21 protein-coding genes and 1 tRNA gene are annotated in these 23,481 nt (G+C 66.8%); 21 read left to right on the top strand and 1 reads right to left on the bottom strand.

Translation table 11 applies throughout. The annotated features are described in order from the left end of the window. The 6 genes from ACN27A_RS25130 to ACN27A_RS25105 all read left to right on the top strand — a co-directional run bounded on the left by ACN27A_RS25130 (position 1) and on the right by ACN27A_RS25105 (position 4,705). Positions 1–759, top strand: coding sequence for a HalD/BesD family halogenase (locus tag ACN27A_RS25130; protein WP_132231720.1), 759 nt, complete (start codon positions 1–3; stop codon positions 757–759). Positions 760–764: 5 nt separating this feature from the next. Then, the gene (locus tag ACN27A_RS25125) at positions 765–1,991 is read left to right on the top strand and encodes an argininosuccinate synthase (RefSeq protein ID WP_421457085.1); all 1,227 of its coding nucleotides are present in this window, start codon (positions 765–767) and stop codon (positions 1,989–1,991) included. Next, entirely contained in the window at positions 1,988–2,908 is a 921-nt protein-coding gene (locus tag ACN27A_RS25120; protein WP_421457084.1) for a methionyl-tRNA formyltransferase, read from the top strand. Before ACN27A_RS25125 ends, ACN27A_RS25120 begins: the two co-directional genes overlap by 4 nt. A 55-nt stretch (positions 2,909–2,963) precedes the next feature. Beyond that, positions 2,964–3,335, top strand: coding sequence for a VOC family protein (locus ACN27A_RS25115; protein WP_282313093.1), 372 nt, complete (start codon positions 2,964–2,966; stop codon positions 3,333–3,335). Between the two features lie 4 nt (positions 3,336–3,339). Further along, entirely contained in the window at positions 3,340–3,864 is a 525-nt protein-coding gene (locus tag ACN27A_RS25110; RefSeq protein WP_421457083.1) for a flavin reductase family protein, read from the top strand. 427 nt (positions 3,865–4,291) lie between these two features. Next, on the top strand, positions 4,292–4,705 hold the full coding sequence (locus ACN27A_RS25105) for a contact-dependent growth inhibition system immunity protein (RefSeq protein ID WP_421457082.1): 414 nt from the start codon (positions 4,292–4,294) through the stop codon (positions 4,703–4,705). 187 nt (positions 4,706–4,892) lie between these two features. Here the strand turns inward: ACN27A_RS25105 and ACN27A_RS25100 are convergent. Further along, positions 4,893–4,965: transfer RNA gene (locus ACN27A_RS25100), tRNA-Arg, on the bottom strand. A 1,400-nt stretch (positions 4,966–6,365) separates the two neighbouring features. Here ACN27A_RS25100 and ACN27A_RS25095 point away from each other — a divergent pair. The 15 genes from ACN27A_RS25095 (at position 6,366) to ACN27A_RS25025 (ending at position 23,338) form a co-directional block, all read left to right on the top strand. Continuing rightward, entirely contained in the window at positions 6,366–7,850 is a 1,485-nt protein-coding gene (locus tag ACN27A_RS25095; protein ID WP_421457081.1) for an AMP-binding protein, read from the top strand. Between the two features lie 169 nt (positions 7,851–8,019). Continuing rightward, positions 8,020–9,270 (top strand): nucleotide sugar dehydrogenase, encoded by a 1,251-nt coding sequence (locus ACN27A_RS25090; protein WP_421457080.1) that lies wholly within the window; start codon positions 8,020–8,022, stop codon positions 9,268–9,270. Next, entirely contained in the window at positions 9,267–10,556 is a 1,290-nt protein-coding gene (locus ACN27A_RS25085; RefSeq protein WP_421457079.1) for an MFS transporter, read from the top strand. Before ACN27A_RS25090 ends, ACN27A_RS25085 begins: the two co-directional genes overlap by 4 nt. A gap of 39 nt (positions 10,557–10,595) precedes the next feature. After that, complete coding sequence (locus tag ACN27A_RS25080; RefSeq protein WP_421457078.1) at positions 10,596–11,570, top strand: NAD-dependent epimerase/dehydratase family protein; 975 nt, start codon at positions 10,596–10,598, stop codon at positions 11,568–11,570. Further along, positions 11,571–12,845: a condensation domain-containing protein gene (locus ACN27A_RS25075; protein ID WP_421457077.1), complete on the top strand. Its 1,275-nt coding sequence runs from the start codon at positions 11,571–11,573 to the stop codon at positions 12,843–12,845. It abuts the gene before it with no gap. Then, positions 12,842–13,753: a GNAT family N-acetyltransferase gene (locus ACN27A_RS25070; protein ID WP_421457076.1), complete on the top strand. Its 912-nt coding sequence runs from the start codon at positions 12,842–12,844 to the stop codon at positions 13,751–13,753. The genes ACN27A_RS25075 and ACN27A_RS25070 overlap by 4 nt, the downstream gene beginning before the upstream one ends. Next, the gene (locus ACN27A_RS25065; RefSeq protein ID WP_421457075.1) at positions 13,750–14,646 is read left to right on the top strand and encodes a hypothetical protein; all 897 of its coding nucleotides are present in this window, start codon (positions 13,750–13,752) and stop codon (positions 14,644–14,646) included. The genes ACN27A_RS25070 and ACN27A_RS25065 overlap by 4 nt, the downstream gene beginning before the upstream one ends. Then, a complete protein-coding gene (locus ACN27A_RS25060; RefSeq protein WP_421457074.1) occupies positions 14,643–15,857 on the top strand; it encodes a DegT/DnrJ/EryC1/StrS family aminotransferase in 1,215 nt (404 codons plus the stop codon). Before ACN27A_RS25065 ends, ACN27A_RS25060 begins: the two co-directional genes overlap by 4 nt. After that, positions 15,854–17,146, top strand: a complete 1,293-nt coding sequence (locus tag ACN27A_RS25055) for a M20 family metallopeptidase (protein ID WP_421457073.1) — start codon at positions 15,854–15,856, stop codon at positions 17,144–17,146. Before ACN27A_RS25060 ends, ACN27A_RS25055 begins: the two co-directional genes overlap by 4 nt. Then, positions 17,143–18,126 (top strand): phosphotransferase, encoded by a 984-nt coding sequence (locus tag ACN27A_RS25050; protein WP_421457072.1) that lies wholly within the window; start codon positions 17,143–17,145, stop codon positions 18,124–18,126. Before ACN27A_RS25055 ends, ACN27A_RS25050 begins: the two co-directional genes overlap by 4 nt. Next, complete coding sequence (locus ACN27A_RS25045; protein ID WP_421457071.1) at positions 18,123–18,923, top strand: inositol monophosphatase family protein; 801 nt, start codon at positions 18,123–18,125, stop codon at positions 18,921–18,923. The genes ACN27A_RS25050 and ACN27A_RS25045 overlap by 4 nt, the downstream gene beginning before the upstream one ends. Continuing rightward, positions 18,920–20,074, top strand: coding sequence for a DegT/DnrJ/EryC1/StrS family aminotransferase (locus ACN27A_RS25040; RefSeq protein ID WP_421457070.1), 1,155 nt, complete (start codon positions 18,920–18,922; stop codon positions 20,072–20,074). The genes ACN27A_RS25045 and ACN27A_RS25040 overlap by 4 nt, the downstream gene beginning before the upstream one ends. 241 nt (positions 20,075–20,315) lie before the next feature. Beyond that, complete coding sequence (locus tag ACN27A_RS25035) at positions 20,316–21,167, top strand: LLM class flavin-dependent oxidoreductase (RefSeq protein WP_421457069.1); 852 nt, start codon at positions 20,316–20,318, stop codon at positions 21,165–21,167. Positions 21,168–21,222: 55 nt separating this feature from the next. Continuing rightward, positions 21,223–21,489 (top strand): acyl carrier protein, encoded by a 267-nt coding sequence (locus tag ACN27A_RS25030; RefSeq protein WP_421457068.1) that lies wholly within the window; start codon positions 21,223–21,225, stop codon positions 21,487–21,489. Between the two features lie 304 nt (positions 21,490–21,793). Further along, positions 21,794–23,338 carry an amino acid adenylation domain-containing protein gene (locus ACN27A_RS25025; protein WP_421457067.1) on the top strand — a complete coding sequence of 515 codons (1,545 nt, stop codon included), beginning with the start codon at positions 21,794–21,796 and terminating at the stop codon, positions 23,336–23,338. Positions 23,339–23,481: the final 143 nt, after the last annotated feature.

Raw genomic sequence — 23,481 nt, 5'->3', positions numbered from 1 at the left:
GTGTTCGACTCGAGAGTCTTGTACCAGGAACTGCGGGAGCACGTGGAGCGCGACGTGGCGCCGGACGATGTCGCCACGGCCCGCCGCGACTTCTCCTACCTGGGGCACGCGAAGGTCTCCTTCGTCGCCCCCGACAGCGTCAAGAAGGCCGTCGCCGACGAGGTCAACGAGCTGATCGACAAGGCCGGCACGCGCCGGGACCTGCGGTTCGCCGAGACCGACTACACGCCGCGCCGGATGCGCAACGTGACCCGGGCCGAGATCGCCGAACTGGGCACCGTCATCAACGGGATCTACACCGCGGAGCCGATCCTGCGGGTGCTGTCGGAGGTGGCCGGCGAGCCGGTGCACCCCTGCCCGTACGAGCCGGAGCAGTTCGTCATCACCTGCCTGGAGAAGGACGGCGACACCCACGGCTGGCACTGGGACGACTTCACCTTCGCGCTGGTCTGGGTGGTCGAGTGCCCGCCGGTGGAGCACGGCGGCTTCGTCCAGTGCGTGCCCAACACCGTCTGGAACAAGGAGCGCCCGGAGGTCAACCGGGCGCTGGTCAGCCGTCCGATCTACTCGATGGAGCTGTTCCCCGGCGACCTGTACCTGATGCGGACCAACACCACGCTGCACCGGGTCGCCCCGGTCCGCCAGGGCCGCCGCAAGATCATCAACATGGGGTACGCCTCGACGTCCGACCTGACCCGCGACTTCACCCACGAAACCATGGACCAACTGTGGGCGACCGTGCCCGCCGGAGAGGTGTGACCATCATGTCGACTCGGAACAACATCGCCCCCCAGCACATCGTGCTCGCCTTCTCCGGCGGTCTCGACACGTCGGTGGCCCTGGTCTGGCTCAAGGAGCGGTACCGCTGCCGGCTGACCGCGTTCATCGCGGACCTCGGGCAGGGCGAGGAGCTGGACACCGCCGCCCGCAAGGCCGAGAAGCTCGGCGCCGACGAGGTGCGGGTGGTCGACCTGCGCGAGGAGTTCGCCCGGGACTACGCCTTCCCCATGTACCGGGCCAACGCCCTCTACGAGGGGCAGTACCTGATGGGGTCCTCCATCGGCCGGCCGCTGATCGCCGCCGCGCAGGTGCGGGTCGCCGAGGAGGTCGGCGCCGACGCCGTGGCGCACGGGGCCACCGGCAAGGGCAACGACCAGATCCGCTTCGAGATGACCTTCGCCGCGCTGCGCCCCGACCTCACGGTGATCAGCCCGTGGCGGGAGTGGGACCTGGCCTCCCGCAGCGACCTGCTCGCGTACGCCGGCAGGCACGGCATCGAACTGGACCTCAGCAGCGGCGAACGGCCGTACTCCATCGACAGCAACCTGCTGCACACCTCGTACGAGGGCGAGGCACTGGAGGACCCGGCGCAGCCCGCGCCCGAGGGGCTGCTGTTCCGGGTGCGCGACCTCCCCGACACCCCGGACGAGCCGGAGACCGTCGAGATCCACTTCCAGGGCGGCAACCCGGTCGGCGTCAACGGGACGCCCCTGTCCGCCAGCGCCGTGCTGGAGACGCTCGACGGGATCGGCCGCCGGCACGGCATCGGCCGGCTCGACATCGTGGAGAACCGGATCTTCGGCATGAAGACCCGCAACATCTACGAGGCCCCGTCAGGCAGCCTGCTCTGGCACGCCCACCGGGCGGTGGAGTCGCTGGTGCTCGACCCGGAGGTGGCGCAGCTCAAGGAGGAGCTGATGCCGAAGTACACCGCCCTGGTCTACCGGGGCCTCTGGTTCGCCCCCGAGCGGCTGATGTTGCAGACGGCCATCGACTTCAGCCAGCAGGACGTCACCGGCGACGCGATCCTGCGGGTGCACCGGGGCACCGTCCAGGTGATCGGCCGCCGCTCCCCGCACAGCCGCTACGACACCGCCTTCGCCACCTTCGAGGCGGACGACGTGTTCGACCAGCGCGACTCCTCCGGCTGGCTGCGGGTCAACACCGTCCGCTTCCGGGCCGGGCGGGCCAACGGGGCGGCGAAGCCGTGAGGATCGTCTTCTTCGGGTACGGCGAGCTCGGCGCGACCGTGCTGCGGGGCATCGCGCCGCACCACGAGGTGCTGCTGGTGCTCACCCACCGGGCCGAGTTCAGCGGGCTCGGCGAGCCGGACGTGGAGCTGGCCGCGGCGGACCTGGGACTGCCGGTGCGCTACTCGGCCACCGCCCGCGAGCCCGACCTGCACGAGCAGCTGCGCGACCTCGCACCGGAACTCATCGTCTCCACCAACTGGCGGACCCGGGTGCCGGCGGAGGTGCTGCGCATTCCGGAACGCGGCGCGGTCAACACGCACGACGCGCTGCTGCCCGCGTACGCCGGGTTCGGCGCCGTCAACTGGGCCATCCGCAACGGCGAGGAGGAGACCGGCCTCACCGTGCACTACATGGCGGAGGAGCTGGACACCGGCCCGATCATCACCCAGGCCCGCGTGAAGATCGGCCCGCACGACACCGCCGGCCAGATCCTGGAGCGCCTCCTCGCGGAGTACGTGCCGGTCACGCTCGAGGCGTTGGAGCGGGTCGCCGAGGGCCACCGGGGCCAGCCGCAGCCGCCCGAGGGCGCGTCGTTCTACCACCGGATCGGGGTCGAGGACACCCGCATCGACTGGCGGGACAGCGCCACCACCATCTGCGACCTGGTGCGCGGCCAGTCGGACCCGTTCGTCAACGCGTGGACGACGCACCGGGGGTTCCGGCTGTGGGTCAAGGCCGCCACCCGGCCGACCCGGGCGCACGGCGGCACGCCCGGCCGGATCGTCAAGGCCGACTACGGCGGAGTGGTCGTCGCCAGCGGCGGACCGGGCGACGGCGACGACCGCGGGGTGGTGCTGCTCCAGGTCTCCACCGAGACCGGGCCACCCGTGCGCGCCATCGACTACTTCACCACCTTCGGCGAGTACCTTCACTGACACGGTGACCGGGGGCGCCGGTCATCGCGCGTACGACGATGACGGGAGAGGTCGGATGATCGGTCGACTGCACTCGGTGGTGCTGGACTGTCCGGACGCCGAGAAGTTGGCGGAGTTCTACGTCGAGCTGACCGGCCTGGAGTGGGCCGACAGCGACGGGTACTGGGTGACGTTGAAGGGCCCGGACGGGCATCCGCGCCTCTGCCTCCAGAGCGTCGCCGACTACCAGCCGCCGCAGTGGCCGGATCCGGCCTTCCCGCAGCAGGCCCACCTCGACGTGGAGGTGGACGACATCCAGGAGGCCGAGGAGGCGGTGCTGCGGCTGGGCGCCACCCTGCTGCGCGGCGGCGGCAGCCGCAACCACGGCTTCCGGGTCTACGCCGACCCGGTGGGACACCCGTTCTGCCTGGTCTGGGGTCAGGACTGACGCCATGACCAACCAGGACCGGGCAGTGGAGTTCCGCCGTACCGCCGGGGCGTTCGCCACCGGCGTCGGCATCGTCAGCAGCGTGTACGACGACATCCCGCTGGCGATGACGGTCAACTCGTTCACCACCGTCTCGCTGCACCCCACCCTGGTCCTGACCTGCCTGAAGCACCGGAGTCGACTGCTCACCCAGATCCGCGACTCCGGCATCTTCGCGGTCACCGTGCTCGCGGCGGACCAACGGGACGTCGCCCGTTGGTTCGCCGACGCTCGGCGGCCCTCCGGCGCGGCCGCGTTCGCCGGCGTCCGGGTGCACCGGGCGCCGGCCACCGGCTGCCTCGTGTTCAGCGAGGGACTGGCCTACTTCGACTGCCGCGTACGCGACCTCTCCGACCAGGGCGACCACTCGGTGGTCATCGGGGAGGCGGTGTCGTACGGCCCGCTGAATCCGGCGAAGGCGCCGCTGCTCTATCTCCACGGGTCGTACCGGTCGATCGCGCCGACGCCCCCGGCGGTGTCGGCCGCGTAGCGAACGGCGCCCGACACCCGGTTCTGCGGTTCACCCGCCGGCCAGACGCCTCCACGCCTGAGCCAGCACGGCCGCCTGGTCGTCGGACCAGCCAGCGGCACCCACTCTTCCTCGCTCTCCTCCCGCAGGCGTCGTCCGACCGCGGCCAGACGCTTCCGCTTCCTGCGCCTGCCCATCCCGCGACAATGGCGCGTCGGAACGGCCAGGACAAGGAAGACCGACGCACCCCGGTTCGGAAGATCATTCATGCCCCCTCGGTTCGGGGGCCGCTTCGCCTGGCACCGGTCCTCGGACCCCGGTAACAGGCAGGAAGCGGCGCCGCAGCCGATCGCGCGGCCCCCCGACGACGGCCCGCCACCCTCACGATTCGTTGCGGCGCCTCTCGCCTGTGGTGCCCTGGGCTACGGCGCTGACTACCCTGACCGCCGTGACGACCATCGAGCAGCGGGAGCGGGACTACTGGCCGGACCCGGGCCCGGACAGCACCTTCCTCGCCCGACGCTGCACCGAGCTGCGACGCAAGCCGATGGCAGAGTTCACGGTCGAAGACCTGCGCCTCATGCTCGGTCAGCAGATCGGGGTGTCGGACCTGCTGCCTCTCGCGGTGCGGGTCCTGCTCCACGATCCCTTGGCCGAGGGTGACTACTACCGGGGCGACCTGCTCCTCACCGTGCTGCGGCTGCCGGACTCGGCGTGGTCGAATCTTCGAGCCGAACGGGAGTGCGTGGCGTCAACTGTGGCTCAACTCGCTGTCGACCCCCAGTTCTCTGACCCTGGCCTCAGGCCGCGTGACCCGAACTGGCAGCTGCGCGACGCCATGGCCCGCTTCCTTGGTCGATGAGAGCCGCAGCCGACCCGGCGGGTCAGGATCTGCGGCAGAGACCGAACTTCCAGCGCTTACACCCAGGCACGAACCTTGCGCGGGAGGATGCATGCGGCGGTTACCGCTGACCTGCGGCTGCGCAGGTGGACGGGTCGATGCGGAGGCGTATCCGCTGCTCAGATGATGTTTTTGCTGATCTTCGAGGTGCCCCCGGCAGGATTCGAACCTGCGACACACGGTTTAGGAAACCGATGCTCTATCCCCTGAGCTACGAGGGCGCGAGGGCCCAGTCTAGCGACCTCGGGGTTCACCTGGGGTGGCAGGGAGTGGCCCAAGTTCACCCACGTCACCGAGACCCCTGTTCTCCCAGCCCAGGACCCTACCCGGAGCACATCACCGCCGTCACCGCCTCCAGGTCCACGGCACGCTCAGCCTCTACCCACCGGTCCCAATCAACGCCGGTTTTGACCATCATGGCCGAGATTGAGGGCACTCACTGTGGGGCTGCGGTGCTGTGCAGAGCGCCTTGACACGGACGGCACCTACAGCTGCCACCACCCGGCTGAGCTCCTGTCCATATCCAAGATGCATTTATCCCACAGCTCAGGCGTGGTGCTCGAAACTTTTAGCCGTCCTACCCCAGCATGAAGGATTCCTACATGCGACGCGGCCGCCCGACGGGATTGGGCGGAACGGACCGCCCGACAGGTTCCTGCCGTGGGCGCAATTCGCCACAGCCAGCGGCGAGGAGGGCGCCTTCGCATGAGCGGCCGGCGCTGGCGCTAGTCGTCACCAGACTTGGATGCCAAAGGGAATGACGGCCGGGTCGCCAGGCCGGTGACCTCGATGGATGTCACCCAGGGTTGCCAGTCGACCGCCTTGAGGAAGGGCGGCCCGAAGCCAATAAATACTACCGGGATACCGCCTGCCGCGATCAGGCGGCCCTCGGCGGTGCATGCGGCAGCCGCTTATCCCGTGGATTGAATCACCCACACCTTGTGGTGAGGGTACGGAATCTGCGTCCCACGAGCTCGTCAGATGCTCTCCGAACCCGCACTTCGGCTCGCGCAGATAGATGCAGACAATGGAGGCATCCCCAATGATCACGATTCGATAAGAGCGCGCTCGAAGCTGAAGTCATTTGTATCGTCGCCGCGATTACAAAGCTACGGATCGAGCATTCGCCGGACCGACCGACGGCAGCACTGGCTAACGTTGCGCACTCTTCGGAACTCGCCGCCACACTCTGGGCACCATGAAGTTCTTGCAGGTCAAGCAGCATCTCTGCCTCACCATCAATCCGGACAAGAACTTACATATGTCAATTACGAAAGGGCACCCCCACCCTTCACTGCACACCTTGGGCAACCTCGCATGCGCAAGTTGGCTGCCTGCGTCGACTGGGGGATCACACAGGAGATCTGCGACCTCGACAGGCAGTCAACACGGGCTTGCCGACGGTCGGGGCATCGACTACCGTTCGCAGGGAGGTCGCCACGATCATGCGTCGTGCGGCCGCAACTGATTAGAAGGCGTCACCTTCAACCTCCGCGAGGAGAGCGGGTGATGGGTGCTTGTGCGCGCCAACTGCGTTGCGGCATCACCGAAACGGGGAAATGTGCTAGCTACAACGGGGATTATTGCAAACCGTGACCGAATTCACTCTCGATTCCTTACCATGGTCGAGCACTCGCCCGATCGCACCGCCATCCAGTCACCGAGCTTGCGGCTGACGTACCGGGAACTCCGGGAGCGCGCGGGAGGCGTGGCCGCCGCGCTCGTCGCCGTCGGCGTCGCACCTGGATCGAGGGTGGCGGTGCTTGGCAAACGTAGCCCGGACCTGATCATCGACATGCTCGGTGCGCTGCTGGCTGGGGCCTGCTTCGCCGTGCTTGATCAGTCCTACCCACGTCGCCGGCTGCAGTCCATGGCGCAACTGCTGGAGCCGCACGCAGTTCTTGCTTCCGGGGTTGCGAGCGAGCCCCGAGTCGACGCTCCGCCCATCGATATGACGGCCATCAGCGGTGGTGGTGGCACTGCGGTCGGCGCTACCTCAAACGTCGCTTACCTGTCCTTCACCTCGGGCACAACTGGAGTGCCGAAATGCCTGGTGGGTGGTCATGATGCGGTCGTTCACTACCTACGGTGGAGCGTCAAAGAGTTCGAGTACTCGGCGGACGACCGTTTCAGCATGATCTCGGGGTTGTCGCACGATCCTCTCCTGCGCGACGTCTTCCTCCCGTTGTCCATCGGCGCGAGCGTGCACATACCCGACGGGCGCACCTGGGCTCGCCCAGCGGCCCTCGCGCAATGGCTTGCGGAGCAGGGGATCACGGCCGCGCATCTGACGCCCAGCGTGGCCCGGCGCGTGCTCGTACCGGCACTCACTCGCCTGCCCCGACTTCGCCGCGTTCTCCTTGGCGGCGAGCCGCTGCGCTGGCGCGATCTCCAGCAGTTCAAGGCGGCCGCCCCGAACGCCCAGCTCACGACGGTGTACGGAACCACCGAGACGCCACAGGTAGCGATGCATTTGACGCCCTCAGATGAGGACATCGCCACGGGTGACGGCCCAGTACCACTGGGAAGGCCGGCGCCCGGGTTCCACGTACGACTGGTAGGCCCGGACGGGTCGGAACCGCCGCTGGGCGAGCCGGGCGAGATCATCGTCCGATCGCCCCACCTCGCCCTCGGTCGCATCGTCGACGGACGGATGACCCCGCTAGGACACGAGCACGCGACTGGCGACCGTGGGTATCTCACCGAGACGGGTGAACTGATCTTCGACGGCCGCACCGATCGCCAGGTGAAGATTCGCGGCCTGCGGGTCGAGCTGGGCGAGGTGGAAGAGGCTCTCCGCCGGTGCCCCGGCGTCACAGACGCCATGGCCACGGTCATACCGGCCGACCCGGCGGATCCTCTATCGGAGGCCACCCTCGGCGCCACCGCAGTCGTCGCACCGGACGCCAAGCTCGACAAGCGCAAACTAGCCGCCCACCTCGCGACCCTGCTGCCGATGGGTGCTATCCCGTCCGTGCTCGACGTCCGCACCGACATACCGATCAGCCCGAACGGAAAGCTCGAAGCGGATTCCTTCGAAAGCCTGCGGAACATCCCGACCGGCCATCAGCCCCGGATGCCCGGCGCGGCACCCCGGCTCACCTGACTTCGCCGCCGGGCGAGCTGCACACCCTCGCCAGCCGCATTGAGGCGGCACGGCGCATCAACTGCGCGGCACGAGCGACGTGTCCGGAGCCTCACCTGGTCCGAACCGGCGCGCCGCAGTGGCCAGGCCCCTCGGGCGATAGCTCCATTCTCTGTGAGGAATACACCTAATGCCTCAACTTGATCTAGCAGTCCTGGGCCTCGGCTACGTCGGCATGCCGCTCGCGCACGAGGCGTCACTGAGCGGGCTGAGAGTGGTGGGCGTTGACATCGACGGTGACGTCGTGGAAGGCCTCATGGCCGGCCGCTCGCACATTCGGGACGTGTCCGACGAAGACCTGAGCCGGATGCTTGCAGGCGGCTTTACCGCTACGACCGCGCCTGACGTCATCGCCGCCGCGGCGACGGTGGTGATCTGCGTCCCGACCCCGTTGGACGAACAACGTCGCCCCAACATCTCGGCCGTCCGGGCCGCCGCCCGGCTGGTCTCAGCCCATCTCGCTCCCGGCACCCTGGTGGTCTTGGAGTCCACGACCTATCCGGGCACCACCGAGGAGGTGATCCTGCCGATCCTCGAACAGTCCGGTCTGACCGCCGGCACGGACTTTTTCCTGGCCTTCTCGCCGGAACGGATCGACCCAGGGAATCCCGAGTTCAGCCTGCGGAACACGCCCAAGATCGTGGGCGGTTTGACGCCAGCCTGCGGGACGGCAGCCGAGAGCTTCTACTCCCGCATCGTCAACAAGGTGGTTCCGGTGCGGGGCACGCGGGAGGCCGAGATGGCAAAACTCCTCGAGAACACCTACCGGTACGTCAATGTCGGGCTCATCAACGAGATGCTGTTACTCAGTGACGCGTTGGGCTTGGATTTCTGGGAGGTGGTGGGCGCCGCGGCGACGAAACCCTTTGGCTTCCAGTCGTTCACTCCGGGCCCGGGCGTCGGCGGTCACTGCATACCGGTCGACCCGATCTATCTCTCCCACCGACTACGAGACCTGGGCAGCAACTCGGAGTTCATCGACATCGCCGATCGGACGAACGAACGCATGCCACGCTACGTCGCTGCCCGGGTGATGAAGCTGCTTCCGGTCCCCGACGACCGCCCCGCCTCGGTCGCGCTGCTCGGGGTCGCCTACAAGGAGGATGTCGCCGACGCGCGGGAGTCCCCGGCCGTACCTCTCGCCGAGCATCTCGTCGCCGCAGGAGCCGACGTCAGGTTCCACGATCCGTACATCGAGCATCTGCCGGTGCGCGGCGCCGACCTGGCTCCGCTCCGGTCGCTGGAAGAGGCGTTCCGGTTCGCGGACCTGGTCGTCGTACTTCAACGACACAGCCAGTACGTGAACACCAACTTCAGCCCGGCAAGACTGGTGCTGGACACTCGCGGCTTCCTGCACGGCGACAACGTGGTGCGGCTGTGAACGCTGTGTCCACCACCGCCGACTCCGGCCAACGCATCCCTAAGCGACGGGCCGGGACGGACTTTTACCTGTTCTGGGCCGGCGAAGCAGTGTCGGACCTGTTTACCAGGGTCACCCTCATCGCGTTGCCTCTCGCCGCGATCTACATCCTCGATGCCACGCCCGAGCAGGTGGGCGGTCTCGGTAGCGTCGCCACGCTGCCGCTGCTGCTGATCACACCGTTCGTCGGGGTGCTGGTCGATCGTGTACGGCTGCGTCCGCTGCTCATCGGCATCAACCTGTCCCGGGCGCTGCTACTGGGCTCCATCCCGCTGCTGGCTTGGCTGACCGATCTCCACCTGCTCTACTTCATGATCGTCGCGTTCCTCGTCGGGGTGTTGGCCGCGGTATTCAACATCGCCTACCTGGCCTATGTTCCGACGTTGGTCGACCGCGACCGACTCACCTGGGCCAACGGGATCTTGAGCACGACCTCGTCGATCGCCGACACCGCTGGGCCCGCCATCGGCGGCCTGCTGATCGCGTTGCTCACCGCGCCGGGCGCCATCACGTTCGACGCGATCGGCATGCTGCTGTCCGCCCTAGCCATGACGGCAATCAGGCGCCGCGAACCTCCCCGCGAGCCGGTGGCCCGCCGAGGAATGCGCGGGGTGCTCGTCGACATCGGCGTCGGCCTGCGCAAGACCCTGGGAAACCGCGTGCTCGGCACACTCGCCGGCTTCAGCGCGTGGGGCAACTTCTTCGATCAGGTGATCATGGCGAACTTCCTGCTGCTCGCCGTAAGCACCCTGCACCTCAAGCCGAGCGTCATCGGCGTACTGCTAGCCGCCATCGGCGTTGGCTCGCTGATCGGCGGAATCTGCGCGAACCGCATCGGGACGAAGCTGGGGTTGGGCACCAACCTCGTTCTCGGCAGACTCGTCGCGGCGGCAGGCCCGCTGGTCCTCGTTGTCTTCGCCGGCAGCGGCCCAGTGGCCATCGGAGTGATGGCTTTGGGTTTCGCGATCTACGGATTCGGGTTCACCCACTTCAACATCCATGCCGTCACCCTTCGGCAGCTCATGGTTGCGCCGTCGATCATGGGCAGGGTCAACGCGAGCTACAGGGTAGTTGCACACGGCAGCCTGCCACTCGGTGCCGCGACCGCGGGAATCCTCGGCGGTTGGCTCGGCTTCCGGGAGAGCCTCGCGGTGGCCGCAGCCGCACTCGTGATCGCTGCCTTGGCCTTTGCCTTCACGCCGCCAAGCCGGTTGGCGGCCGCGCCGTCATCGCCCACCCTTCGCTGAACGACCGCCCCTACCCGCCCCTACCCCTCGGAGGGTTTCTTGCAAGCGACGTCCATCGACCTCGAACACTTCCGCGGCAGACGGATCCTCGTCACGGGAGCCGCCGGCTTCATCGGCGGGCACCTCGTGCATCGTCTGGTGGCGCTCGGAGCGGCCGTCGTGGGTCTCGACCGTGTATCCGCCGCCGGGTTCCCTGGCGAGCGTCACCTCGTCGGCGACGTGACCGCACTCGATCCCTCGATCGTTCGCGAGATCCAGCCGGAACTCGTGTTCCACCTGGCATCCGTCGTGGGTGTGACCGAGGCGGCTGCCGATCCGGACAACACGACCGCCGCCATCGTCGGCGGCACGAGAGAAGTGCTCGATGCGGCCGCTCGCGCCGGTTGCCAGCACTTCGTGTACTTGTCGTCGTCGGAGGTCTATGGAGAAACGGTCGCGTTCCCCATCACCGAATCGACGCCTCACGCCCCGCTGTCCGCCTACGGCAAGGCCAAGTCTGCAGCGGAGCGGCTGGTCCAGGAGCAGACGGAAGCTCACGGCATGCGCGCGACGATCATTCGTCCGTTCAACGTCTACGGTCCTCGCCAGCGTCTCGACTTCGTCATTCCCCGCTTCGTGTCCCTGGCGCTTCGCGACAAGGCCATCACGCTCGTCGGAGACGGCCAGCAGCTGCGCACCTTCACCTACATCACGGACTTCGTGGCGGGCACCCTTGCCGCCGTAGCCGAGAAAGGACATGGCCCAGCCATTTACAACATCTCGGGAGCGGACACCTGGAATCTGGAGGCCGTCGCCGTCGGCCTCGTGCGGGCGCTCGGCTCCCGCAGCAAGATTGTCATCGTCGATCCGGCAGACCTGCACCGGCCGCCGGACATCGAAATCAAGCACCGGATCGCCTCGCACAGCCTCGCCGGTCGCCGGCTGGGATACGTGCCGGAAGTGCCCCTCATGGAGGGCATCGCCAAGGTAGCTGCGACGATGCGCCAACCCGTCGAGTTGGCCGGGGTGAGCTAAGTGCCATACCGCGAGATTCCTCTCTCACCGCTACAGCGTGAGATGTGGCGCGCCGAGCAAACCACCGATTCGGCCCGCGAAAACGTCTACGGCGCGCTCCGGCTACGTGGCCCGCTGCACATGCCGGCGCTCACCGAAGCATTGGACGCCGTGGTGCGTCGGCACGAGCCGCTGCGCACCCACATCACGGGTGGCACCAACCCGGTCCAACGGATCGAGGAGCGGGTTTTCGGGCTCCCCGTCCAAGAGGTCTCCGATCTCGCAGAGGCGATCGCAACAGTCGACGCCGACGCCGCTGCCAGGATCGAACTCGACGAACTCCCACTGTGGAAGGTCCGGCTGCTGCGCCTCGCACCCGACGACCACGTGCTCGGATACGTGTTCCACCACATCATGGTCGACGGATGGTCGCTCTACGTGTTTATGCGGGACTTGTCCGAGGCATATGCCTTGGCGCTCGCCGGCAAACCAGCGGACCTTCCGCCGCTCAGCTTCACGTACGCCGACTACTGCGCCGAAGAATCGCGATTTTTCGAACCGGAACCGCTCGCCTCCCGTATCGAGCACTGGCGGCGTCTGCTCCCCGGGGAACTGCCTGTTCTGGACATGCCCTCCGACCGGCCCCGCGTGGACGGCGCGGAGAGCCGCGGCGCAGCGATTGAGCTCTCGATCGACGCGGGGCTGTCCCTCGCGATCAGTGATCTGGCCAGGGAACACCGGTGCACCGTCTTCAACGTCATCCTTGACGCGGTCGGTTCCGCAACCGGCTCGCAGGCGGAGACCTCCCAGGTGATCCTCGGCGTGCCCTTTCACAATCGGACCCGCCGGCAGCAGAGGGCGATGGTCGGTTACACCGCCAATGTGCTGCCCATGGCCCTGAACGACCTCACCGGCCGCTGCTCCGTCGCAAGCCTTCAGCGCGCTCGGGCCGTGAGTACGGCAGCTATGCGCCATCCCGGCATCCCACCCGAGGTCATCATGCGAACCCTGTACGGCGAGGAGGGCCTGCCCTATCGGTTCTGCCTCAACGTGCAAGCGCCGCCCGGCATCTCCTACTCGTTCCCCCACCTCGAGTTGTCCCGCGTGCCCCTCGGAGACAACGGCACCGCGAACTTCGATTACGAGCTCAGGCTCATCCAGGATGGCGACCGGATCAGAGGCTCCCTGACGTACGACGCCGACCTGTTCCTCCCACAGCGCGCCGAATCTCTCTGGTCGGACATCCGGGCGAACCTTGTGGAGATGACCCAATCGCAGCATCGCACGCCGGCGTGAGTGCCGTGACCGTCACGGGGCTACGTACGGTGAGGGACCGGCGGACGTGGGCGGCTCTGGCAGCACAGGCGGTCGGCGCCACCTTCTTCCACGGCTGGGAGTGGGCCGAGTGCGTCAGCCGCGAGTTCGGCTGGCGACCCCACCGGCACGTGATTGACACGCCTCGCGGCCGCTGGCTGTGCCAGAGCTTCCAGACCTCCCGGGGACTCGAGTCGGGGCCCATCGGATACGGCGGCCCGCTGCCGCTGCCCGAGGCTGCGGAAGCCGGCCACCCGGAAGCGGTCCTCGCTGCCGTGGAGGAAGCGGTGGGAGCACGGTTCAGCAGGATCGTCTGTTCTCCGGACCTGGAACTCACGCTGAATCGGGCGGGGGGTCGCGAGCGGAGGACCAGCATCGTGCGCCCAGCCCGCTCCTGGGACCTCACCTGGTCCTCGGTACTAACCGGCAATGCGCGAACGGCGGTGCGCGCGTGCCGGCGCGACGGTGTCACGGTGACCATGGTCCGGGACGCGGCCGAGGTGAACAGCGTCTACGACATCTACGACGAATCGATGGAACGCGTCGGCGCCGCTTACCGCACGCCACCGGCCTTGCTGCAGGCACTGGTATCGCTCGGGGACGACCACGTCTGGTTGTTGCGGGCCGACTACCAGGGGCGCCCAATCGGGATCGGAATGTTCCTTCGGCACCCACACCATCTGTTCCATTGGATAGGCGCCTACCGGGCGGCGGATCGTCACCTCAAGCCCACACACGCGATCCTCGGCGCCGCAGTGAAAGAGGCCGTGGAACGGGGCACGAGGGCGATCGACCTCGGCGCTTCGATGACCGAGGGCCAGCTCTTCGCCAAGTCGCGCTGGGGAGCCGTGGAGCGGCCGTACCAGATCTACGAGGAGACGAATTCGTGACCGCCGGAGTTCACCCCCTCATGCCGTTCTGGGGCTTGGACGTCAGCCAGCTTGACCAGCGTTGGCTCGACCGCGGATACGGCGTCGAGGCGCTGCTGTTCCGCACTGACGAACTGCACGAGCTAGCCGTGTTGGAACGCAATCTGTTGACCCTAGCACCGACTGTCCCCCTGACCATGCACTTCCCAATGGACGCCAACTACCTCGAAGATCGCTGGATCCGGGACCGGCTGTACGAGTTCATCGACATCGCGCTGCGCCATGGCGGGAGGGGAGTGGTGGTACACACCAACTACCTCATTCCGGTGGAGCGCCTGTACCGTCACGACCTTGCCGCATTGCGACAGCGGTTCCTCGACCTCTTCAGCGAGTTGGACGAGTACCTTGCTGGGACGGGGCTCTGGCTCGGCGTGGAGAACATGCCGCTGATCGGCGACCTCGGCGACGATGTGGACGCGGTCTTCGTCTACCCGTCCGACTTTGCCGCTCTTCGGTTGCACAACGTCGGGATCACCTTCGACCTCGCCCATTGGGTCGGCGCGCTGGAGAGCAGTCATCAGGCTGTCCAGCACAAACTGCCTGCGGAGATCCTGCCGCCGGTGCAGCAATGCGACCTGCTCGACGTCACCAACCTGCGGGACAGGATCAAACATCTGCACTTCGGCGCGGTTTCCGGCGTCGCGCTCCCGATCCGCCGGTCGCGGGCACAGGGCGGCGGTCTGCCCGGCGATGATCCGCGGTACGCCGCACTGGCACAGTCCTTGTGCGGTGCCGGACTCACGATGAGCTTGGAGTTGATCGAGGCGGACTACCGCCGACGCGTGAACCTGTGGCGAGGACTCGACTGGCTGAGCAACCGCGGCCTCGTCAGCGGCGGACAGGCCCCGGTGTGAACGACACCCGTTACGTTCCGATGCCGGCCCGGCTGCGCGCGGCTGTGTACGACGACGCGCCCACCACCCTGGACCTCCTGCGTCTGGCCCGACGACCGCACCAGAACACCCCGGCCGCGGCAACCCGTGCACTCGCGCGGCACCTCGCGTCTCCCGATCCGGTGCTGCTGACCGACTCGGGCACCAGCGCACTCGCCCTGGCGCTGCGGTGCCTGGGCATCGGCGCCGAAGACGAGGTTGCTGTCGCAACGTTCAACTGTCCCCAGGTCGTCGACGCGATCCTCGCCGCTGACGCGGTGCCGGTGCTGGTCGACAGCGATCCCGTCACGGGGACGTTGGATCCTACTAGCCTGGCTCGCGCGATCACAGGGCGGACCCGCGCCATCGTCCTCACCCACCAGTTCGGTGCGGTGGCCGACAGCACCGGCGAACTGCTGAACCTCGCGCGATCGGCGGCGATACCCGTCATCGATGACGCGGCACAAGCCCTGGGCGCGAGCCTGCACGACATTCCGGCGGGCCGGCTGGGCGACATCGGTGTCCTGAGCTTCGGGCGGACCAAGCCGGTGAACTGCTTCGGTGGCGGCGCGCTGCTCCTGACGTCCCGCTTCCAGACACCCCAGTTGGCTCCTCCCGGCCGCGACACCGTACGCCGTCACGCGCTGACATTGGGCTACGAGCGTCTTCTGCGCGCACGCGGCCCTGCCGCACGGCGAGTTCTGTCACGCGTTCTCGCGCCACGTCCACTCCTGCACGACGTCGCGGAGGCACTGGCGGCCCGGCCGGCGGGTACTGATCCACCTAGGCCGATGGCCTCAGTGTCGGCCATGCTGCTGGAGCACAGGATCCGGGAACTGCCACGGAACGTGACCCGATGGCGCCGCCGCGCGGAAGCTCTAGCCGAACTGCTCGAGGAGCTTCCCATCGGGCTGCCGGCGACGCGTGGCAAACAGTGGTCAGGAGCCTCGTTCGTACTCCGTGTGCCGCCCGAGCACCGATGGCCGTTGGGAGCCTTTCTCAGCTCGCGAGGGTTCCAGACCAGCTGGGTGCACTATCCGCTGCACCGCCAGAGACGCTATGCCCGGTACGCGCACCAGGAACACCCCGGCTCCGAGCACCTGTGGCGACGCACCCTCCTGATCCCCTGCCGTTCCCTGACACCCGCACGGCGTGTTCACCTGGCCGCATTGATTCGGGAGTACTTCCAATGACCCGACACATCGATCGAGACATCGACCGGCTGATCGAGCGAGACCGCAACCTGTTGGTGGAACTGACCACCGAACTCATCGGCTGCCGCCCAACCTACGTGGGCCCGACCACTGGCATCCGCAGAGCCCAGAGCATCATGGCTGGCGCGCTGCGCGAAGCAGGCATGCGGCTCGTCGACGTCCCAGCCGCCAGCAACTTGCGACACCACCCCCTCTACGTCGGCGTAGAGGAATGGACGGACGACTTCGCGCACTACGAGCCCGGCGTCCACCCCCTCGTCGTCGCGCGGGTGGACGTCGACCCCGCGCTACCCACGCTGGCGCTCAGCGGACACATCGACGTAGAGCCCGTTGACGAGCAGGAGTGGACGGACCCGGCACTCGCCGGGGGCTGCCTGCGTGACGGAGCAGTCTTCGGCCGAGGCGCCTCCGACATGCTGGGCTCACTCGCGGCCTACGCCGTCGCCGTCCGTGCCGCAGTACGGCTCGGCGGACCTCGGGTCAATCTGGAGGTGCACAGCGTGCCTGATGAGGAGCTGGGCGGCAACGGCACGTTGGCGCTGCTGGCAGCGCATCCCGCCCCGGATTACGTGCTCGTCGGAGAGCCGACGTCCATGCGGATCTGCGAGGCGACACTGGGTTTCCACCACTTCGTCCTCAACGTCGAGGGCCGGCGGACCCACATGGCGGAGTCGTCCGGCGCAGACTCGGCGATCGAACGGGCGGCGGCAGCGATCACCGCCGTCGCCGCAACCAGGCAGGATCTCGCCAACCGCATTCGAAACAGTCCGGGCTTCGCGGCGTACGGCAGCAACCCGCTGGCGATCGGCAAGGTCCACGGAGGGTCCGACGCGGCGGTACCTCCCCTGGCCTGCCAAGTCGAGGGAGTGGCCTTCTCCGCTCCCGAGATGTCGATCGGTGACATGCGCGAACTGTTGGCCACAGGCCTACGCGAGCGAGGCACGGAACTGGCCGAACCCCGGCTCACCCGGATGTCCTTTCCAGGAAACCCGCCGTCCGCCGACCGTCGCCTCGCGACCTCCCTGGCGGCCTGCCTGCGCTCAACCGGAGAACAACCCGAGTGGACCGGCTTCCCTTCCCCCTGCGACCTGCGGCTCTACCACGCCTTTGGCGCAGCGGGAGTGGTTTGCGGACCGGGTGACTTGGCTCAGGCTCACGCACCGGACGAACACGTCGAGGTGGACGCACTCATCGCCTTCGCTAAGGTGATCACGCGGCTGATCCTGAACTTCACGATTGACAACTCGGCAGAGGACGTTACGCCATGACGGAACCACGACTCCACGCGACGGTCGATATTCGGGAGGAGGTGGTTCGGGAACTATTCGCCAGCCACACGCTCACGGCCGTCGGAGTGACCCCCATGAGCGGTGGGATCATCAATACCAACATCCGGGTCGACTGCACGGACCGGCCATACCTGCTACGCATCTACCAAGCCGAACGCAGCATTGACGAGATCGAGTTCGAGTTGTCCGCATTGCGGCGCCTCACCGATAACGGGATCCCGGTTCAGCGCCCGGTCGACCCGGGCGAGAACCGACCGACGAAACTCGAAGGCCGGCTGTACACGATCCTCACGTTCATCGAGGGTGAGACCATGGACGAGGCGGAGCTTTCTCCGGCCATTGGCAGGCAGATGGGCCACCTCCTCGGTGACATGCAAAACGCCCTGGAGGGCTTCGCGCCCGCTGGCCACAAAGCACGCTGCGACGTCGACTTCATCGACAATCTCGTGCGGGAGGCGGTGGACACCCTCCACGCCCGCGCCGAGGTGCCGCTCGCCGAGAGCATCGCCACAGGATGGCAGCAAGCGCGCAAGCCCTTCCTCACGGATGAGCTTCCCCTCGGGCTCGTGCACGCCGACCTCTACCCGGGCAACGTCATCCTCCGGAACGGAACTGTCGCCGGGGTCATCGACTTCGATGACGCCTACTACGGCACGCAATTCTTCGACGTGGCGATCGCTGCCATGGAGTTCGCGTTCCGTGGCGAGGTCGACCTTGACGTCGAGATCGTCCGGGAATTCGTCTCGGCATACGAGGCCACCCGGACCAAGGTAGACAACGAGATGCTGCTGGATGCGATGTTGCTGAACTGCTTCCGCTTCTTCAGTTACACCCTGCCGATGACCCTCGAAGCGGATGAACCGGCGGAGACCAACGTCTATGCACAACGCATCTCCCTGTTCAGTGATCCCACGTTCAGGCGCGACATGCTCCACCGACTCGGGAGGCGTCGACCGTGAGTGACTACCGGTACCCCGTCCAAGAATTGCTGCAACTGGTCAACGAACTGGGCGACAAGGCGGTACAGGCCCGGGCCGCAGGCATCGCCACTCAGCGCAAACCCGATCGCACCGTGGTCACCGAGATGGATCTTTACATCGAGAAGAAGCTGTTCGAGTTCGTCCGCACGCGCTTTCCCGATGACGGGTTCGCCGGCGAGGAAGGCAAGGCCGTCGCGTCCCGATCCGGGCGGGTCTGGCTGGTCGACCCCATCGACGGCACCCAGCAGTACGTACGCGGTCAGGACTTCTGGGGCATCCTCGTGGCCTGCGTCGCCGACGACGTCCCCGACCTTGGGGTCATCGCCCACCCCGCCCGACAGGAGGTGGTGTGGGCCGAACGCGGAAAGGGGTGCCACGCCGGCACCGGAGCACGGGAGGAGCGGTTACGCACATCCCTGGTCGACCGGATCGAGGACGCGTACGTTCTCCACAACGGCATCGACTTCGCCTGCCGGACGGACAAGCTCGACCAGCTGCGCCGCATCGTGCGATCGGCCGAGGCCGAGCGTGGCTACGCGGACTCCTTCGGCCACACGGAAGTCATCCGGGGACATGCCGACGTCATGATCGATTTCCTCGCCGAGCCACACGACATCGCCGCGGTGGCGGTCTGCGTGGCCGAGGCGGGAGGATCCTGGTCCGGCCTCAACGGGCAGAACTCCGTCCACCAGCCGGGACAGGTGTCAGTGACCGCCAACGCTGCCCTGGGTCCGCTCGTGTCCGCCGCGCTGACGGCAGAGGTGGTGGCAGGGTGACCCACCAGGTTCCCTTTCACAAGGTGAACGCCTCGGAAGACGAAATCGAGGCGATGGTGCGGACGCTCCGGTCCGGCTGGCTGACCACCGGCCCGCAGGTGCGAGAGTTCGAGTCGGAGTTCGCCCGCGCCATCGGCGTGAAGGACGCCATCGCGGTCTCGTCCGGCACCGCGGCGCTACACCTTCTGCTACTCGCCGCTGGCATCGGACCCGGCGACGAGGTGATCGTTCCCACGCTGACCTTCACCGCCACCGCGGCCAGCGTCGCCCATGTCGGCGCACGCCCGGTACTCGCGGATGTCGACCCCGACTCGCTGATGTTGACCGGCGCCGAGGTCGAACGCCGGTTGACCAGCCAGACCCGTGCGGTGCTGACGGTCCACTTCGCCGGGCTGCACAGTGACGTGAAGGACCTCACCGCCGCCGCGGGTCCGTCCCGCCTGGTGTTCGAGGACGCCGCACACGCCCTCCCGTCGAGCCGTGACGGACGGCATGCCGGCGCCGTCAGCGACGGCGCCGCCTTCAGCTTCTACGCCACAAAGACGCTGAGCACGGGCGAAGGCGGAATGGTGATCCTGCGCGACCGTGAGCAGGCTGCCCGGGCTCGGAGACTGTCGCTGCATGGCATGAGCAAGGGCGCGCTAGACCGGTACGGCTCGGGGTCATGGCGGTATGACATCGAGGATCTTGGATTCAAGTACAACATGACCGACGTGGCGGCCGCGTTGGGCCGGCAGCAGTTGACGACACTGACGGCACGCCGCAACGCACGCCGGACGATTGTCGACGCCTACGACTCGGCCTTCGCGAGTCATCCAGCTCTCCAACTGCCGAGCCGGCTCGACGAGGAGTCGCACAGCTGGCACCTCTACGTGCTGCGGCTCAACCTCGAACGCCTCCACTGCTCCCGTGACGAGTTCCTCGACCAGCTGAGACAGCGCGGCATTGGCGCGAACGTGCACTTCATACCGCTGCACCTGCACTCCGCGTACCAACGCCGCTATGCCTATCGTCCCGGCGACTTTCCTCAGGCGGAAGGGGAGTACCAGCGAATGATCTCCCTGCCCCTGTGGCCCGGCATGACGGCGCGCGACATCAGCGCAGTGACCACCGCTGTACTGGACATCGCCGAGGCCGAGCTCAAGCGCTGACCCCACCGAGCAGCACACGGGCATCCCGGCCTTCATCGAGAACGAATGACCGGTACCGGCACACAAGCAGGTGAAGGGCGGACAGCCGGAAGAGAAGGCGGAACACGGCAACGATCGGACGCCGTACCGGTCGGTCAGGGCGAGCAGTCTCGCCTCAGCGTCACCGTCGACAAGTAGAAGAGGGACGACGCCGCACGTCGCGCGCGGACCGCAAGACAACCCGGGGAAGGCAGGAAAAGACGTGAAGCGCGGCTTGATGGTTTCGACGGTAGGCGAGTACGCGGACCCGAAGGTGCTGGTGTCACTAGCGGTCGCTGCCGAGTCACACGGTTGGCAAGGCTTCTTCCTCAACGACTACCTGCTCTACCAGCGGGAAGTGCCCATCCCGGTCACGGACACGTGGATGACGCTGGCGGCCATCGCCGCGACAACCAGGAGGATCGTGATCGGTCCCATGGTCACCGCTCTGGCCCGCCGCGACCCGTGGACGGTGGCAAAGCAACTCGTGGCGCTCCAGCAGCTCGCCCCCGGACGCATCAGGTTCGGGGCCGGAGTCGGAGGTCCGGTGGAGGCGGACTTCGGCGCCTTCGGTCGCGAGACGTCATACCAGCAGCGGCGCGACAGGATGCTGGAAGCGCTCGGACTTTTGCGGCAGTTCCTGAACGGGACACCGGCGCGCCATGTGGGCACCTACTACCAGGTGGATGCGGTCAAGCTCTTGCCGCTCCCGCTGACACCCGTTCCGATCTGGGCTGGCGGCTACTGGCCAGGCCGATCGGTCCTACAGCTTGCCGCCACCACGGACGGTGTGTTCCCGGAAAAGCGGGATGGTGACCTGACCCCTGACGACGTCGCGCAGATGCGCGCCGCCGTGGACGGCATCGCTCGACCGGACGGGCTGAGGACCGAGCTGATCGTCGAGGGTCGGACCGACGGAACGGAATCGGGACTCAGCGGCTACGCCGATGCCGGAGCCGACTGGTTCCTGGAGTACGTGGGTTGGCGGCGAGGGGGACCGGCGGCAGTATACGAACGCATCCGACAAGGACCGGCGGGTGGCCGAGCAGCACCGACGCGCTCATTGGACCACTAATCGACACCCGTCCGATCGCCCCTAGCTGGGCTGTTACCGACCTCAAGGAGCAAGAATGACGGAGAATCCAACCAACCAGCACCAGATTTCCGAACCTGCTGTCCTAGACGCCCTGTTGAGGACCTCGGCGGAAGCCCTTGCACTGCCGGTGACCGCAAATGACGATCTGTTCGACCTCGGATTGGACTCCTTGAGCGCACTGGAAATCTGCGCCACCATGGAGGACCAGTTTCGCCTCGAATGCTTCCCCGAAGACGTGTTCGAGCACCCGGTCCTCACCGACCTCGCTCATCACTTGGCCAGTCGTTCGGCGACCGCCTGAGCACTGGGACAGTGTCGGGACGTAGGTGCCGCACCGGTCTCGGGCGCCTACGCCGACGAATCTGCACGGCTGCGGGCGCCGGCACCCGACGCGGTGTCCAAGGCCGTGCAGACTCGTGGTCATTATCGACGCGGTGCGCGGCGGGTGTTGGATCAGGAAACCCGGACGGACCGGCCGGAAACGCTGCGCCCGACACCCACTTTACAACCTCAGCAATAACACCTGACGGACGCTTGTCGATGAGAAATTCGGGCGCGATTGTCCGCCCGCATCATTCTGACTCATGACACCTCGGGAGTTGTCGATGAACCTCATGGAGATTTTCCAGCGACGTGTGGCGACCCATCCCGCACGCGTGGCACTGTCGGCGGAGGGCGAGGATCTGTCCTACGGTGAGTTGAACGAGCGCGCGAACCAGTTGGCGCATCTGCTGTCGAAGACTGGAATCGGGCCGTCCTCACGGGTAGGGGTGCATGTCGACCGCGGAAGCGACGCGGTGGTCGCGTTGCTGGGCGTGCTGAAGGCCGGCGGCTGTTGCGTTCCCTTGGATCCCGAATATCCAACCGAACGGCTTCGGTGGATGCTGGAGGACTCTGGCGCGGCGTTCGTCGTGACTCAGGAGCGCGCGAAGGGACGGTTCGGCGAACATGGCCCGAGCGAGGTCATTCTGAACTGGTCAGATGCGAGCTTGGCCGAATCGCCTCGAGACGACCCGAACGCGTCGTACGTAGGATCAGACCTGGCGTACATCATGTACACCTCTGGTTCCACTGGTGAACCCAAGGGTGTGGAGATCGAGCACGATGCGCTGCGGGACAACGCAACCAAGACAGCGCGGCTGCTCGAACTGACCGAGAATGACGTCGTGTTTCAATTCTCATCCCTGTCGTTCGCGTCCTCTATCGGGCAGATCCTCGCGCCACTGGTTTCCGGTGGCCGGGTCGCTCTCAAGGGCCGACAGTACAGTGCCAGACAGTTGGTTAAGTACATCAGCGATCAGGGTGTGACGGTTTTATGGTTGACGCCTTCGATGATTCGGTATCTGACACAACGGCATGACGCGTCGATCGCGCGGCTCGGGCCGCCGTTGCGGCTACTGCGCAGCGGCGGCGAAGCGCTCACCATGTCACTGGTTCGGCACTGGTTCGCGAATAGTTCGGTGCCCCTGTTGAACGTTTATGGCCCTACCGAGGCGGTCCAGGACATCACAGCCTGTCTCATGACCGAGGTTCCTCATGTCATCTCGATCGGCCGGCCAATCTTCGATGCAGAAGTGATCGTGCTCGATGACTCGGGCGAGCAGGTCCCTGCGGGCGTGGCAGGGGACCTCTTCTTCACGACTCCGGGTATGGCGCGGGGCTACCTCAACCGACCGGACTTGACGGCCGAACGTTTCGAGTGGCGGACAGTCAACGGCCGTCGCCTGCGGATGTACCGAACAGGCGACATGGCGCGTGTCCTGCCCGACGGAGGGCTCGAGTTCCTGGGTAGACAGGACCGCCAGTTCAAGCTCCGCGGCTACCGGGTCGAGCCCGTGGAGATCGAGGAGCGGTTGAATGCTCACAGCGCGGTGGCCAGTTCGGCCGTCGTCGTGTCTGCGAGCGCAGCTGGGATCGAGCGGCTGGTGGCGTACTACGTGCTCCGAGAGGGCGCCATCCCGGGCGACTCAGAGTTGCGCGACTGGTGCAGGCAGGCGCTGCCGTTGCACATCGTGCCCAGCAAGTATGTCCGGGTAGACCGGCTGCCGCTCACACAGAACGGGAAACTCGATCAGCGTGCTTTGCGTGATCTAGAGGTTCTGACGCCGGAAGTGCTGCCAGCAGATGAGGGCGCAGGCGAGGCTGATTGAGCGTGGATGTCGTCTCGGACTTTCCAGCGGATGCCTGGACGGCGGAACCAGAGCAGCCAGGCGACGGTGCGTTCCACAAGTCTCCATGTGACTTCTGGTGATCCTGCTGACCAGGGTGGAGCAGCCGGCGGGACTGGGTTCCG

Source organism: Micromonospora sp. WMMD737, assembly GCF_049179055.1.
Lineage (GTDB): Bacteria > Actinomycetota > Actinomycetes > Mycobacteriales > Micromonosporaceae > Micromonospora > Micromonospora reichwaldensis.
The sequence above is the reverse complement of the archived record's forward strand: the minus strand, read 5'-3'. Positions and strand labels throughout refer to the sequence as shown.